This window comes from Paenibacillus sp. FSL H3-0302 (assembly GCF_037982245.1).
Taxonomy (GTDB): Bacteria; Bacillota; Bacilli; order Paenibacillales; family Paenibacillaceae; genus Paenibacillus_AQ; species Paenibacillus_AQ odorifer.
On sequence record NZ_CP150284.1, the window covers coordinates 4690108 to 4705394 of the forward strand.

Genomic DNA, 15287 nt, shown 5'->3' on the forward strand with positions numbered 1-15287 from the left:
TCCATACCCTTAAGAGTATGAATGGCGCTCCTCGGCTGGGTCATCAGCTTGTTAGCTGCCGAGCCGCTGGCTTGGTGGAGGGAATGTAGACTTACGCTCTTCCAGCTGCAGAAGGCGCTCCAATTGCATTTCTTCCACACCGAGAATTTGCCCGCACTCACGAACGGTGATAAAGCCTCGTTTGTACGCGGCAATGACCTTGCTTTTGTCCATCGGTTTAACTTTCCTTTCACTTAGCGTACAGATTCTACTATCCAGTATCACTGAACTTTTGCGAAAGTATACCTTTGAAGTTAATGGCGAAGGAGCAAAAAGTATTTATTTTTTACGATAGAAAAAAGTTTCCGTCGATTCAAAGCCATATTGAGCCGGTGTAAAGATTTGCTCTGTGCTGCCCACAAACAAATAACCACCCGGACGTAAGCTAGCCGAAAACTTATGATAGAGCTTGTTCTTCGCCTCTTCAGTAAAATAGATCATTACATTGCGACAAATAATAAGATCGAAGCCTTCGTCGAACTTGTCCAAGAGCAAATTTTGTTTGCGGAAATCTATGTTTTTCTTAAGTGAATCGCTGACCTTAAAGACAGGGCCTTCCGGTGTAAAATAACGTGCTGCCACGTCTTTCGGCACATCCTTTAAAGAACGTTCCAAATAAAGACCCTGCTTTGCTTTGGATAAAGCGCCATCATCAATGTCAGTGGCAAGAATGCCTATCTGCGCCAATATATTCTTGTCCGACAAAATCATAGCCAGCGTGTAAGGCTCTTCGCCAGTGGAACATGCCGCGCTCCACAGCTTTAATTTGCGGCCCGACTGCTGGAGGTCAGGGAGGATAATATCCCGCAAAACTTCCCAGCGATTCGGATTCCGCCAGAACTCAGAGACATTGATCGTCATTCGATCTAAAAATTCATAAAATAAGTCCTTATTTTTCATCATCGCTGCAAAAAAATCACTGAAGGTATGATACCCATTCTTCATCCGAAGAGTCGTCAAACGCCGCTTCATCTGTGCTTCTTTATATTGAGCCAGATCAATTCCGGTGCTTTGTTTAACGTTGTGAATAAATCCGCTATAATCTGGATCTGTTGTTAATGCTGCAACATTACGATCAGACATGTTAATCCCCTGCCTCCCACCTGGACCTTACATCCAGACTGCGATGTCTTTGTTATACCGATTCAGTTCATCTGGAGCAAAGAAATTAGCAATTTCCCGTTCTGCACTTTCAGGCGAGTCTGATCCATGAATTAAATTAAGTGGTGTATGGCTGGCAAAGTCGCCACGAATCGTGCCTGGCAGAGCTTCTCCAACTTTTGTTTTGCCTATGAGTGTCCGGGATAAAGTTACGACATCATCGCCTTCCCATACCATTGCAAACACTGGACCTGAAGTGATGAAAGAGACCAGCTCTGAAAAAAAGTCTTTGCCTGCATGCTCAGCATAATGTCTTTTCGCTTGATCCTCACTCACTGTAATCAGTTTAGCAGCGACCAATTTAAACCCCTTATCCTCAAAGCGGGCAACAATACGCCCTATTAATCCACGTTGAACTCCATCAGGCTTGACCATCAGATACGTCTTTTCCATAGAAGCACTCTCCATTTTCCCATTTGAAGGGTTGTTTTGACGCTATCTTAACAGAAACATTGCTTTCTGGAAACGTTTAATTTCAATCTCACCAGAAGATCAATAACTTCTTCCTGTTATAAAATACGCAATATCGCGCAGATTGCGCTTAGTCTTATTGTTAGGCAATTGTTCCAGCGCCGCCAGCGCCTTGTCGATATAACGTGAAGCGAGCTCCTCAGAACGGGCGATTCCGTCTCCGGAAAGAATGAGATCAATCGCATGTCCTACCGTGCTATGGCCCTCACGTATAGACTTCAGTTCCTCAAGCAATGACTCGCGCAGTCGCTCATCCTCAAGACTATAAATCACTGGAAGTGTAATGTTTCCTTGCCGCATATCACTGCCCGGAGGTTTACCGATCTGTTTCTCTGTGCCTGAGAGATCCAGTAAATCATCACGAATCTGGAACGCCATACCCACGTTATATCCATAATTATAAAGCAAACGAGCTACTTCTGGATCTGCTTCAGCAGCAAGAGCGCCGAGTTGGCAGCTAACTGCAATCAGCAGAGCTGTTTTGCGGCGGATACGCCGTAGATAATGACGTACACTTTGCTCACTGTTGAAAAAGTCACGAATCTGCTCCATCTCTCCGATCGACATTTCGATCATCGCCTTAGACAGAATTTGATGAATTCGTGGATTCTTCAGCTCCGTAGTCATAACCAGCGCTTTTGCATATATGTAGTCACCAGTGTACATGGCAATTTTATCGCCCCATTTTGCTTTCACGGTGAGTTCACCACGGCGCAATTCTGCATCGTCGATCACATCATCATGGACCAGTGAAGCGCTATGGATCAACTCTAACGGTATCGCCACCCGTTTCAGTTTTTCCAGATCATACTTACCGAATTTCCCGCCCATTAGGACAAATACGGGACGTAATCTTTTGCCGCCTGCCTTTAATAAATGCAGGGAGGTTTCTGTAAGCAGATCGTCATCCCCCTGTACACTGCGGTACAGCTCTTTTTCAATCTGATCCATATCTCTGTTCAGTAATCCGAATATTTGCAGTCGTTTCATTCTTTCACCCGTGTCAACAGTTTATGGCTCCAAATCTCCATCTTCACTTCCTGCGGCAGCAGGCCCATCTCATAGGCATAGCGGAAATAGAGGTTCAAACCTTGCTGCTGCCTTTCTCCAAAATCATAACATAAATTGCGGAAGTACCCTTCCCAATAAGACTTTGTTCCTCCAATGTTAGAACAAGCTGCTTGTACAATAGGATCTAAATCTCTCAATCCCCGCATTTTACTCTCGGCAAAAGCCTCTGCAATCTCAGAAATAGCTTCCGGTTTGTCCACCGCAGCCTTTCGATTCACTGCCCAGACCGCAAAGGTCATCCCTAAGCCCGTCCATTCCTTCCAAACCTCAGCTAGATCAGTAACGATATAACCTTGATCCTGCCATGAGGCCTTAATAGCATTATCACCAATTAATAAACAGGCATCCGCTTCATGCATCATGGCATCCAAATCAGGATTAGCGCTAATATACTCCGGTTTATTGCCAAAAGCTTTTTCCATTAAAATTTTCAGCAAATTTACCGAGGTTGCAGAAGTATTCGTAACAGCGATCTTACCGCTGCCAATCTGAGCAAATGGCACCCTGGAAAAAAGGAATATTGATCTCACAGGACCATCCGCGCTAACCGATAAATCAGGTAGAAGTAATAATTTGTCACTGGCCTCAGCATAAGCAAAAGAGGATAAAGCACCTACATGAATAGTTCCACGGCTCATCCCCTGATTAAGAATGGCAGGTACCTCACTCACCATCTCTGCAGGATATTTCAATGCAGAGGGATGAAAATTGTGAAATACCGGCCATGAGTTGGTATAGCTGATTTTGCCGATGATGGTGTGGCTGTTATTGTCCATCCTTTCAATCCCCCCATCTTCGAAATAAATTGTGTTCAATATTAAAGCTGTCAAGCACTTTGCCCACCATGAAATTAATCAGATCATCCATACTTTGCGGCCCAAAATAAAAAGCCGGCATTGCGGGAATCATCCGAACTCCCAGACGGGACAGCTTCAACATATTCTCTAGATGAATAGCATGCAGTGGAGTCTCACGAGGTACAAGCACCAGTGGGCGGCCTTCCTTGAGCATAACGTCAGCAGCACGTGTCATCAGATTATCAGAGGTCCCATTCGCTACCGCGGATAATGTTCCCATAGAGCAAGGCATAATAATCATCCCTTCCACACGAAACGAACCACTTGCAATGGATGCGCCGATATCCGCAACAGGATGATAAAGCAGAGAACCGGGATAGCCATTGAACCTTTCGTTCAAAAAGCCCTCCCGGTCTGATGCGATATAGCCAAGTTCTTCTTTAAATACGCGCCAGCCCGCATTACTAACTACCAAATGCACGGAGTAGCCTAGTGACAGCAAGGTTTCAGTTAGACGAACACCATATATCGCACCGCTTGCTCCTGTAATTCCAACCACGATGTTTTTCGGTTTAGTAAGCGTCATTAGTAGAACTGCACCACCAAGTCAATCAAAGTGAAAGAGAACACCACGATGCTCAATACGCCGTTCATAGTGAAAAAAGCAGTCTGCAGACGGCTCAGGTCACTCGGAGATACAATGTAGTGCTCATAAAAGAGAATGATATATGCGATGATCATGCCTGCTACATACCACCAGCTTAAATCCGTCATAAACAGCAACGATACGAATCCAATCGCCGTGAGAATGTGAAATACGCGGGCAATAAAGAGTGCACCTTGAACCCCGAACCGAACCGGAATGGACTTCAAGCCCTCTTTTAGATCAAACTCAACATCCTGACAAGAATAAATTACATCAAAACCTGCAGTCCAAAACACAATAGTGAAATAAAATACCATTGAAGTCCAATTCACACTACCAGTTACAGCTACCCAACCGCCTAAAGGTGCAAGCGCAATGGTCAGACCGAGGATAAGATGGCAGGCCCATGTAAAGCGCTTAGTAAATGAATAAATGACAAGAAGGAAAACTGCGATTGGCAAGAGCTTGGCCGACAAAGGATTCAGCTTAAAGGCTGCCCAAAAGAGTAAGAAAAACGAAATGCCGATAAAAATGACGACTTCACCGATCTTCAATAATCCTGCAGGAATAGCTCTTCCCGCTGTGCGTGGATTCTTAGCATCACTTATCCGGTCAATCAGTCGATTCAGCCCCATAGCAGCGCTCCGTGCCCCAAACATAGCCACTACGATCCAACCAATCTGGCTCCAGGTAGGTAGTGTGCCAAACATGACAACGGAACCAAGTAAAGCGCCCATAAAAGCAAAAGGTAAAGCAAATACCGTATGTTCAAACTTGATCATTTGTAAAAAGATACCGATTTTCTTAAACATTCCCGTTCTCCTTGAGCCCAATATGTAATGCCGCGATGCCTCCGGTCAAGGGAAAGGATTCCACTTTTTGCAGTCCGGTTTCACGGAAAATAGCAGCTAATTGCTCCCGGTCAGGGAACAGCGCCAGCGATTCTGGCAGCCATTTGTATTGCTCATACCTTTTAGCGAATAACTTGCCCAGCAATGGAAGAACACGCTGAAAATAAAAGAAATAGATACCTTTAAACGGTTGTTTCATCGGCTTGGAAAGCTCCAGGCAGACCACCATTCCTCCGGGCTTCACCACTCGTTTCATCTCGTTCAGCACTTGAACAAGATCCGGTACGTTGCGGAGTCCAAAACCAATCGTTGCATAATCAAATGCGTTGTCTTCAAAAGGCAACTCCATAGCGTTGCCCTGTACGAGAGAGATCCGGTCCTGAAGCTTGCGCTCCTCCACCTTACGGCGCCCCACTTCAAGCATGCCTGCACTGAAGTCGAGCCCTATCACATTCCCTGTCTGTGAGGCTTCGGCCAAGGCAATGCTCCAATCGCAAGTGCCGCAGCATAAGTCTACAGCTGAATCCCCGCGCTTCATGCCCATCTTCTTCATCGTGAACTTACGCCAAGCCTTATGCCGGCGAAAGCTTAAGATGTCATTCATCAAATCATATTTACCTGCAATACTCTCAAACACCGAGTGCACAAACTGTTCCTTCGGTTTGCTGTTATCACCCACAGCAGTTGTAGTTTTGTCCATAGTCATCCACTAACCCTCCACGGCTGCTTGTCCTGAGACTTTCATCTGCAGGAGAATACGATCCAGCGCTATCTCAAGCTCTCTAAGCAGGCTTTCGTCTTTAACGCTTTGTAATAGTCCCTGAATCGACTGAATCGACTGATGGAGCTTGTCCGTCAGCAGAGAATCACATTTATATTTCATCTTCAGCATCTTCCAGTCCTTCTGATCAAGGTTCTGGTCTTGAAGCTGTTTGCGTTCTTCCTCTGTCGCTGACTCCAGCATCTTCCAGTAGCAATAACCATTGCTAGCATTCTCAAGGTTATCACAACGCTGAAGCTCTATGGCAACAGTTTCGCACTGACTGAACTCTGTCAATAACTTCTCCCACAATTCCACTAAGGAATTCTCGATCATGGGCGTAAAAGAAAGGAACAGCCGCATATTGAGCTGTACCATGTGCCGCAAGTATTGTTCAGCCGAAAGACGGATTCCTCTCATCTTCACATAGAGGTTCGCTTTCAAGACATTGAAATCAGCAATCGCCTTACTCAAGATTCCAACCATCTCAATCTGATCACTCTTTGCAAGCAGATGGTAAAACCAGCTACTAAAATAATCGCCAGCCAATACCTTTAATTGACGGGAACGCATAGGATCTCCACCGCGTCTATCATTCGAGCGGTCAATTACCTCATGTGTATCTAGTCCAAGTTGAATAAGTGCGGTTACGAGCGTATACAACTCACCAGTACTTCCTTTTACAGAAGATCCATGGTTTAGAAAAATATATAACAAATGACCCCGGCCATCAGAAAACGGCGGCAAATCCGTATGCTTCTGAATCATGTCGTAGTCGGTGTAGGGTTTTGCCAGTTGCGGTATGCAGTACGGTTTCATTTCAGCCTCCGAAGCCATTGACATTTATATTAATTCCTTTGTTCACAATCTTGTCTATTATATCACATGTTTTTTTGTCACGCACTGTGATACAACTGAGTTTCTTTTATTCTTCTCAAGGATAAATGAACTGCTTCTTCCAGAGCTCAGTCTCACTAATACGGAAGCCCGTCTTGAGACGCTCGGAAATGGGGAAATTACCCGCAGACTGAAGTTCATTCTGGAGTTCAACGGACCACTCCGCGCGTCTGATATCCCCTGCTAGCAGCAGCCGGCGGCTATCCAGCCATTTATCCATGACCACGATGCGCAGCAGGAGCTGATCCACATTCGAGGTTTCTTGAAAAGCAAAAGAAATAGTCTGTGCCATATTTCGATAAAGCTCCTGGGGTTCATGATCATTTCCGCTCACTTTTAAATCCAGAGACAGAACGTGATCCTCCCAGTCTACGCTATCAATGGATAAGGTCAATGGAAGTGCGCCAAGAACATCAACAAGATTATCGTTGTCTAGCACCGTGTTATGGCCGCCAGTAAAAGTCTCCACTGCACCATTTCGCTGCTGTAAGGTTGAATCCATATCTGCCACTTTGGGCAATATTACAGCAGAGGTTGCAGTCAAGAGTAATACGGCTCCAACCCACCAGGCCTTGTTCATGAACACGCCCCCCTTATCATAATTCCCACTCTTAGCGGAATACGATCATTTATCTTTACTATATTTTGAAAAAAAGCAGGCTATGCCTGCTTTTCAGCTTTCACTTTCCAATTGTCCGTGCTTTGTCCATATTTCAGCCTTACCGCGGATCTTCATCGCTGAGGTATGATCAGTAAACTGGGCAATCAATACCTCGCCCTTATCCAGCTTCTCTGTATGATGAAAACGTGTATCTGTACCTCTGGTTAACCCAATGACCTGAACGCCATTATCTTTAGCCTTAACCACAATATAGTCGCTGCCCGTTGGAAGCGGAGTAGTACCCGTATTTTTATCCATCATCACTCATCCTCCTCTAAACCTATTATACAGTTCATAGTATTTCAAAAAACAAATGCCGCCTTGGAGGGCGGCATAGTTGTTCTTAAAAAGACTATGGGATAGGTATGTAGAAATCTTTATTTGATTCCGTCTTTCAGCGCCTTACCGGGTTTGAATGCCGGTACCTTGCTTGCAGGAATTTCGATTTCTTCACCAGTTTGCGGGTTACGGCCTTTACGCGCAGAACGCTCACGCACTTCAAAGTTTCCGAATCCAACCAGTTGTACTTTATCACCGCTTTGCAGTGCTTCTGTAATTGCTTCGAAAACCGCATCTACAGCTTTAGTAGCATCCTTCTTGGGAAGTTCAGTTGCTTCTGTAACTACATTGATCAAATCTGATTTATTCATGTTTTCTCACCTCCCTGAGTAAATTCTCCGGTATCATACACTGTTTCCGTTTCAACGTAAAATATACGTGATAATCCCGTTTAAAACTTAACTTTGGCGCCCTTAGACCTTGAAGCGCAACAAACTTATAGTAATACAGCCCATCCATAAATTCAAGCTGTTACTCAAAAAAGGAGCAGAAATTATCATCTATACTTGCATATTTATCTAAATTCAATCTAATTTGTTAGACCTATAGGAGCAGTTAAGGTCTTTATTTCATCAGAATAATTGAGTCAGATTCACCGTTATTATAGGAACTAGGTATCAAGTTTTAGGATATATACAAATAAAAAGAGCAGGATTTCTCCCACTCTTTGAATTTATTTATATTCAGCTTAGAGAATAATTGCAATAAGTCCGCCGGAACCCTCATTTATAATGCGGCCAAGCGTTTCTTGCAGTTTGTAGCGCGCATTATCCGGCATCATAGCTATCTTGCCTTGAATTCCTTCTCTTACAATGGAGTGCAGGGAGCGGCCAAAAATATCGGATTCCCAAATCTTAATAGGATCATTCTCAAAGTCCTGCATCAGATAACGAACCAGCTCTTCGCTTTGCTTTTCCGTTCCGATGATTGGCGAGAATTCAGACTCCACATCCACCCGAATCATATGAATGGATGGTGCCGTAGCCTTTAAGCGAACCCCGAAGCGAGAGCCCTGACGAATCAGTTCTGGCTCGTCGAGTGCCATTTCGGCTAAAGATGGAGCCGCGATACCATAGCCAGTAGTCTTGACCATTTCCAAAGCTTCTGAGAATCGGTCGTATTCTCGTTTCGCATGTGAGAACTCCTGCATAAGCTGGAGCAGATGATCCTTACCGCGGATCTCAACCCCCACCACTTCCATCAGAACTTGATCGTACAGCTCTTCTGGAGCATACAGGTCGATCTCTGCTACACCCTGACCCATGTTCATACCACTTAGGCCAGCTTTATCAATAAAGTCATATTCGGTGAACTGAGATACGAGGCGGTCAACATCCCGCAGGCGGCGAATGTCTTTTACAGTATCGCGAACGGAGTTCTCATAACTACTACGCAGCCAGTGGTTTTCTCCAAGCACCATAACCCAGCTTGGCAGATTTACATTTACTTCATGCACTGGGAATTCATAAAGCACTTCCCGCAGCACACCAGTTACGTCATCTTCGCTCATGTTTGCGGCGCTTAGCGTCATAACTGGGATATCGTATTTGATGGCTAGCTCGTTACGAAGCTGCTGCGCTTCCTCACTGCGTGGCCGGGTGGAGTTAATGACAAGCACAAACGGCTTACCCACTTCCTTCAGCTCTGCAATGACGCGCTCTTCAGAGTCCACGTACGAGTTCCGCGGAATTTCTGCAATCGTACCATCTGTTGTTACCACTACACCTAGCGTTGAATGCTCCTGAATAACCTTACGTGTCCCGATTTCTGCCGCTTCCTGAAAAGGAATAGGCTCTTCAAACCAAGGTGTAGAGATCATTCGTGGTCCATTTTCATCCTCGTAACCTTTTGCACCCTCTACAGCGTAACCCACACAGTCTACCAGACGAACATTAACCTCAAGCCCTTCCGCAACCTTGATTTGGACTGCGTTGTTTGGCACAAACTTCGGTTCTGTCGTCATAATCGTTTTGCCTGCTGCGCTTTGCGGAAGCTCATCCACAGCTCTTACTCGATCAGCCTCATTCGTGATGTTTGGCAGGACAATTGTTTCCATGAAGCGCTTGATAAATGTCGATTTCCCCGTGCGAACCGCGCCGACGACGCCAAGATAAATGTCTCCGCCGGTACGCTCGGCAATGTCCTTGAAAATATCCACTTTTTCCAAAAGAGATCCCCTCCTCATATTACTCCGAAGAAAAAATGCCTGAAGAGCATCGACTTCGCGTTCCGCCGGTAATCTGACCCTTGCAGGACATCAACCGGACTTATCGTATGCCCGCCCGAAGCCTAGCTGCTTTCGACCGGGACGTACTTGCCCCGCGCTAAACTCCGAATGCTCGGACATGCATTTGGACTAGTATCATCATATGTATCCGGAACGAATTTATGACCCGTATTCGCGCATTTCCCAATGTAATTTCAAAAAAAGTTAAGTCTGCGCGCCGCAAGGCGTCTGACGCCCGGAAGCTTACTCATCCATCTTATGAGGTAGGATTCGTTGATAGAACTATTTTTAGTGGATGCTGAGATTAAAAGGTTATAAACAAAAAACGCCTAATGCCCCGGATAAAACCGAAGCTTAGACGCTTTTAAACTATAACTCTAACTTGGAGGCTGTGGGATCGGCTGATTATTAATCCATAGATACGGCAAAGACTTTACGGGAACGTAATATGAAGCTTCCTCCAGATCCAGTCGCAAGTCCTGATTCTTGTCGTGCTCTCCACCCTTCTTATCGACGGCAGCCATGATATCAAAAACATAATCTACGTAGACAGTTCCATCCTTATCCATGATAAAGTCAAGAACTTGACCGGAATAGACGCTAGTTAAGGTTATAGAGCTTGTACCCGCCTGCTTATGATCAATGGTATACAATCCGGGGTATAGCTCATCAAGCACAGGCAGGTTGCCGCCATGAGCTGATTTATAGCGGTTAACCTGTCGTTGCACGTCATTCACCTTTTGAACCGTAACAAGGTCCATCACCTTCACCACAGGATCAATTTCCTCATTCAAAATAAGAAAATAAGCACTTCCACCCTGCTCAAAAGCGGTAGCCGGTATATCATCCAAATATCCCTTATTATTCAACTTCCCCAGGTCAATACGAAACTTCTCATACCTTGGAGTAGTTTCATCCGCATTAAGAATGGGCAGTACCCCTTCCTCCTGTTGATAATCATCAACGGCTGCTTGTATCCGTTTAACACTCTCCCGATAATTAACACTAGCCCGCTTCTCTTCACCTGGGTATAGACAGCCCGAAAGCGTAAGCGCGAGCGATACCATCCCTAGCAAAAGCTTGGCCCCTGCCTTCAGTTTCATTTTATATCCTATAAACTCCAACCGAGTCCCTCCCACGGTGACATTCTTACGCTACCACAGTTCATCTTCTTCCCCACGCCGCGCTGCTTCAAGCTTACGGCGCACCGCAGCCTTCAGTGGATCTTCCGGCACCTGAACGGTTACGTCGCTCCATACGGCAGCCTGACAGGCCAGACGCGTTCCTTCTTCTAAGGCCGATCCAAGCTTACGCCGCTCAATATCTCCGGGAGGCCTTACTGCAGAAGCCTCTTCCTTCGCGACTGTAACCTTGCACATCAGGCAGCCTGCTTTGCCTCCGCATCTAGTTGTTATTGGCACTCCTGCTTTACGAGCGGCCTCTAATAACGAAATGCCACGGTTCACAACAGCTTTACGACCTTCTGGTTGAAATACAACGGTAACTCCTTTTTGTGATTTCATGATGTTACTTCCTTCCTCATCACTATGTAACTGCTTACATAATTGAAACAACTCCGCCCAATAGGCCCACTAACATGATGACAAAAGCAAGTATAGACAGTACAGCCTTAAGCAATCCCTTGGTTTTGCTCCGAGCAAAAGTTATAAGAAATACTGATAATCCCATAATCAGCATCGCAATCAGGGATAACCACATTTTTGTCATCGGATCCATGGTCAAAGCCCCCATTCGCCTGTAATTTATTAGGGACTATTATATCATGACCTTATCCTTTTCTGTAAAAAAACATCATTTTTTATGTATTATTTTAAATAAATTACGCTACGTGCAAATTATCAGGAATATAAAAAAAAGCAAAAGACGACGGAATCGTTCATTGATCCGTTTTCTTTTGCTCACCCAACATAAAGCTATTTTTTAAGCATCATTTTCATTAAAGACTCCATTGTGCTGGAACCTGCGCCGCCTTTTTTAACGGCATTGATAATCTCCTGCACAGTAGCTTCACTGACCGGCACTTTCGCCATTGATGACACCTGCTTAATTAACTGGCGGAGCTGGGCTTCATTCTGCGTAGTTCCTGGCTTTACCGTACTGGCTAGCTTTTTGACGGCACTTTCCGTAATGTTCTTGCCCGCCTTTTTGTTAATGGCGTTCAATGCATCCTTGGAAAAATCTCTGCTCACTTTTCATCCCTCCTCCGTCAATCCCCATTACAACATATGAGAATTTGCGGAAAAAGGTGAACAGGATCAGGAATGCCACTGCTCCCAAGTTTCCTGGGAGATCGACTCAAGCTCAGGCTTACGATCACGACCCATCAAGGCTTCAACCGCACTGCGTGGGCTTCTTCCTTGAAAGAGCACATGATAAATCTGATCCGTAATCGGCATCTGCACACCCAGCTTGAGCGAAATTGCATAAGCTGCTTCGGTAGTACGTATACCTTCGACTACCATCCCCATGGATTCCAGCACCTCGGCCAGCGGCTTGCCTTGACCAAGCATGGACCCAGCGCGCCAGTTACGGCTGTGCTGACTAGTAGCCGTCACAACAAGGTCGCCAATTCCGGCAAGGCCGGCAAAGGTCAAAGGATTGGCTCCAAGCTCAACTCCCACCCGAGATATCTCGGCGAGTCCACGGGTCAAAAGCGCTGCTTTAGCATTGTCCCCATATCCAAGGCCATCGGATAGACCTGCACCAAGGGCAATAATATTCTTAAGAGCTCCGGCAAGCTCTACCCCTACCTGATCACGATTCGTATATACACGGAAATCGTTGTTGATGAACAATTCCTGCGCTTCGGCGCTACGTTTGTCATCAGGTGAAGCAACTACAACGGTTGTAGGACACCGGCGTACAACTTCCTCTGCATGACTTGGACCGGAGAGGACGACGATCTGCCCTTCGTCACAGCCTAGTTCCTCTGCAATTACGATGGACATCCGCTTATTGCTTTCTGACTCAAAGCCCTTCGTAGCATGAACACATAACATGTCATCCTTCCAGAATGGCTTCAGACTGCGAGCAACCTGCCGCATTCCTGAAGACGGAGCTACAATTACAACCGCCTTAGAACCGGAAACTGCCGTTTCCATATCCGTAGTTGCAATAATGTTAGCTGGCAGTGCGATGTCAGGCAGATACTTATTATTCGTATGAGAGCCATTGATCTCGGCAGCTTGATCAGAGTTGCGTGTCCACAGATAAACTTCCGAGTGGTTTGCAGCCAGCACGCTAGCCAGCGCAGTTCCCCAGCTCCCCGCTACAAGTACGGTAACTTTATCAGACAACACGATTCCCTCCTTTAACTTTTGAGCCTATCTTGTTCTCACGGCCTTCTACGATCTTTACAATATTCGTCCGGTGCCGCCAGAAGGCGAAGACCGCAATAATAATACTGGTCCAGAGCACAGGTTGTGTAAATCCTGTCAACAATAAAGCCACTGGTGTCAGTGCTACAAAAATTAATGAGCCAAGGGACACGTAACGTGTGATAAAGATAGACAGGATGGCGATGATACCGGCGAGCAGCGCTGGCCATAAACAAAGCGTAGCCATAACACCGATCGTAGTAGCAATGCCTTTCCCCCCACGAAAACGAAAATAGAGCGGCCAATTATGTCCGATGATGGCAGCGATTCCGCAAAGAGCCGGAACCCAGGTTCCCCAACCGCCGACCCAGGTTCCTAACCATACAGCGGCCACCCCTTTCAGCACATCCAGCAACAGCACTAGTATTGCAGGACCTTTACCCAATACACGCAGTGTATTGGTAGCTCCCGCATTTCCGCTTCCGTATTGACGGATATCAATTCCCTTTAGCAACTTTGCAAGCAGTACACTAAAGCTGACAGAACCAAGCAAATAGCTTACAACGATAACCAGAAGTTCAAGCGCCACACTTCTTCTCCCCTAACCTTCGTTTTCGGATTTGCGCCGTGTAAAGAGACGGATTGGTGTTCCTTCGAAATTAAATGCTGCGCGAATTTTATTCTCCAGATAACGTTCATAGGAGAAATGCATCAGCGACGGATCATTCACGAACACCACAATCGTAGGCGGCTTAACCGCAACCTGCGTTACATAGTTAATACGCAAGCGACGGCCTTTGTCAGTTGGTGGAGGGTTAATCGCGATTGCATCAGATACAACGTCGTTCACCAAATGTGTAGTAATGCGCAGTGCGTGCTGTTGAGATACATGCTGTACAACAGGCAGCAGTTTTTGCAAACGCTGTTTGGTTAAAGCCGACAAAAAGACAACCGGTGCGTAACTCATAAACAAGAAATGGTCACGAATCTTCGTCTCGAAGTTCTGCATAGTCTTATCGTCTTTCACAATGGCATCCCATTTGTTGACAACAAAAATAGATGCTTTACCAGCTTCATGTGCATAACCAGCAATATGCTTGTCCTGATCGATGATGCCCTCTTCGCCGTTAATTACAACGAGGACCACATCAGCCCGTTCAATCGCACGCATAGCACGCATAACACTGTATTTTTCAATGTTCTCGTATACCTTGCCTTTTTTACGCATACCTGCCGTATCGATAAGCACATAACGTTGCCCATCACGTTCAAAAGGAGTATCGATAGCATCTCTTGTTGTCCCTGCAATATCGCTGACGATAACACGTTCTTCGCCCAAAATCGCGTTAACCAGAGAGGATTTACCTACATTCGGACGGCCAATCAAAGCTACACGAATGACATCCTCATCGTATTCATCATCTATTTTCTCAGGTAGGCGCTCAACTACAGCATCAAGCAAATCTCCGAGTCCGGTTCCGTGACTACCAGAAATTCCGATTGGATCGCCAAAACCAAGGCTATAGAACTCATAAATATCATCCGCACGCTTCATATTATCCACTTTGTTGATGGCAAGAACGACTGGTTTACCTGAACGGAACAGAATCTGAGCTACCTCTTCATCTGAATTCGTCACACCACTCTTCGCCTCACACATAAATACAATAACATCCGCTTCTTCAATCGCCAGCTCCGCTTGAACACGGATTGATTTCAGAATTGTATCTTCTCCATCAATTTCAATACCTCCGGTATCAATCACACTGAACGACTTACCGTTCCAATCTGAAATACCATAAATCCGGTCACGTGTAATCCCCGGCTTATCTTCTACAATGGCTAATCTATCGCCAATCAGCCGATTAAATATCGTCGATTTTCCGACGTTAGGCCTCCCAACGATTGCCACAACGGGTCTTGCCATATTCATTCCTCCTGTCATCCTTACGTTACTCATCATAGCAAAAAACATTTAAATTGGCTAACAATCATGTTAACTCTCATCAATCCGACCAGTTCCGAAAAA

At 45.7% G+C, this 15287-nt stretch carries 20 protein-coding genes; all 20 read right to left on the bottom strand.

The features are described 5' to 3' along the window. Window positions 1-51 precede the first annotated feature (51 nt). The 20 genes from MHH50_RS20845 to der all read right to left on the bottom strand — a co-directional run bounded on the left by MHH50_RS20845 (window position 52) and on the right by der (window position 15185). On the bottom strand, window positions 52-213 hold the full coding sequence (locus MHH50_RS20845; protein ID WP_169744788.1) for a hypothetical protein: 162 nt from the start codon (window positions 211-213) through the stop codon (window positions 52-54). 105 nt (window positions 214-318) lie between these two features. Continuing rightward, window positions 319-1122: a protein-glutamate O-methyltransferase CheR gene (locus tag MHH50_RS20850; RefSeq protein ID WP_340033345.1), complete on the bottom strand. Its 804-nt coding sequence runs from the start codon at window positions 1120-1122 to the stop codon at window positions 319-321. A 27-nt stretch (window positions 1123-1149) separates the two neighbouring features. Beyond that, window positions 1150-1593 carry a nucleoside-diphosphate kinase gene (ndk, locus tag MHH50_RS20855; RefSeq protein ID WP_340033346.1) on the bottom strand — a complete coding sequence of 148 codons (444 nt, stop codon included), beginning with the start codon at window positions 1591-1593 and terminating at the stop codon, window positions 1150-1152. Between the two features lie 99 nt (window positions 1594-1692). Beyond that, a complete protein-coding gene (locus tag MHH50_RS20860; RefSeq protein WP_076127501.1) occupies window positions 1693-2661 on the bottom strand; it encodes a polyprenyl synthetase family protein in 969 nt (322 codons plus the stop codon). Next, window positions 2658-3518: a menaquinone biosynthesis protein gene (locus MHH50_RS20865; RefSeq protein WP_340033347.1), complete on the bottom strand. Its 861-nt coding sequence runs from the start codon at window positions 3516-3518 to the stop codon at window positions 2658-2660. Before MHH50_RS20865 ends, MHH50_RS20860 begins: the two co-directional genes overlap by 4 nt. 4 nt (window positions 3519-3522) lie before the next feature. After that, complete coding sequence (locus MHH50_RS20870) at window positions 3523-4125, bottom strand: flavin prenyltransferase UbiX (protein WP_076278344.1); 603 nt, start codon at window positions 4123-4125, stop codon at window positions 3523-3525. Beyond that, complete coding sequence (locus MHH50_RS20875) at window positions 4125-4997, bottom strand: UbiA-like polyprenyltransferase (protein ID WP_076127498.1); 873 nt, start codon at window positions 4995-4997, stop codon at window positions 4125-4127. Before MHH50_RS20875 ends, MHH50_RS20870 begins: the two co-directional genes overlap by 1 nt. Next, on the bottom strand, window positions 4990-5742 hold the full coding sequence (locus MHH50_RS20880) for a demethylmenaquinone methyltransferase (protein WP_139329851.1): 753 nt from the start codon (window positions 5740-5742) through the stop codon (window positions 4990-4992). Before MHH50_RS20880 ends, MHH50_RS20875 begins: the two co-directional genes overlap by 8 nt. A 3-nt stretch (window positions 5743-5745) precedes the next feature. Next, window positions 5746-6615 carry a heptaprenyl diphosphate synthase component 1 gene (locus MHH50_RS20885; RefSeq protein ID WP_076127631.1) on the bottom strand — a complete coding sequence of 290 codons (870 nt, stop codon included), beginning with the start codon at window positions 6613-6615 and terminating at the stop codon, window positions 5746-5748. 115 nt (window positions 6616-6730) lie between these two features. Beyond that, window positions 6731-7273, bottom strand: a complete 543-nt coding sequence (locus MHH50_RS20890) for a hypothetical protein (RefSeq protein ID WP_076184017.1) — start codon at window positions 7271-7273, stop codon at window positions 6731-6733. 93 nt (window positions 7274-7366) lie between these two features. Further along, window positions 7367-7615, bottom strand: a complete 249-nt coding sequence (gene mtrB / locus MHH50_RS20895; protein WP_051490908.1) for a trp RNA-binding attenuation protein MtrB — start codon at window positions 7613-7615, stop codon at window positions 7367-7369. Between the two features lie 116 nt (window positions 7616-7731). Beyond that, window positions 7732-8004, bottom strand: coding sequence for an HU family DNA-binding protein (locus MHH50_RS20900; protein ID WP_036676223.1), 273 nt, complete (start codon window positions 8002-8004; stop codon window positions 7732-7734). A gap of 377 nt (window positions 8005-8381) precedes the next feature. Then, complete coding sequence (gene spoIVA, locus MHH50_RS20905; RefSeq protein ID WP_036676222.1) at window positions 8382-9860, bottom strand: stage IV sporulation protein A; 1479 nt, start codon at window positions 9858-9860, stop codon at window positions 8382-8384. A 437-nt stretch (window positions 9861-10297) separates the two neighbouring features. Then, complete coding sequence (locus MHH50_RS20910) at window positions 10298-11044, bottom strand: DUF3939 domain-containing protein (protein ID WP_254847661.1); 747 nt, start codon at window positions 11042-11044, stop codon at window positions 10298-10300. Between the two features lie 30 nt (window positions 11045-11074). Next, window positions 11075-11443: a 2Fe-2S iron-sulfur cluster-binding protein gene (locus MHH50_RS20915; RefSeq protein ID WP_076218703.1), complete on the bottom strand. Its 369-nt coding sequence runs from the start codon at window positions 11441-11443 to the stop codon at window positions 11075-11077. A 34-nt stretch (window positions 11444-11477) separates the two neighbouring features. Next, window positions 11478-11657, bottom strand: a complete 180-nt coding sequence (locus MHH50_RS20920; RefSeq protein ID WP_036676218.1) for a DUF2768 family protein — start codon at window positions 11655-11657, stop codon at window positions 11478-11480. A gap of 197 nt (window positions 11658-11854) precedes the next feature. After that, window positions 11855-12130: a stage VI sporulation protein F gene (locus tag MHH50_RS20925; RefSeq protein WP_038572437.1), complete on the bottom strand. Its 276-nt coding sequence runs from the start codon at window positions 12128-12130 to the stop codon at window positions 11855-11857. A gap of 66 nt (window positions 12131-12196) precedes the next feature. Further along, window positions 12197-13237, bottom strand: a complete 1041-nt coding sequence (locus tag MHH50_RS20930) for an NAD(P)H-dependent glycerol-3-phosphate dehydrogenase (RefSeq protein WP_076218702.1) — start codon at window positions 13235-13237, stop codon at window positions 12197-12199. After that, the gene (plsY, locus tag MHH50_RS20935; protein ID WP_036676213.1) at window positions 13230-13847 is read right to left on the bottom strand and encodes a glycerol-3-phosphate 1-O-acyltransferase PlsY; all 618 of its coding nucleotides are present in this window, start codon (window positions 13845-13847) and stop codon (window positions 13230-13232) included. Before plsY ends, MHH50_RS20930 begins: the two co-directional genes overlap by 8 nt. 12 nt (window positions 13848-13859) lie before the next feature. Next, window positions 13860-15185, bottom strand: coding sequence for a ribosome biogenesis GTPase Der (gene der, locus MHH50_RS20940; protein ID WP_036676212.1), 1326 nt, complete (start codon window positions 15183-15185; stop codon window positions 13860-13862). Between the last annotated feature and the right edge of the window lie 102 nt (window positions 15186-15287).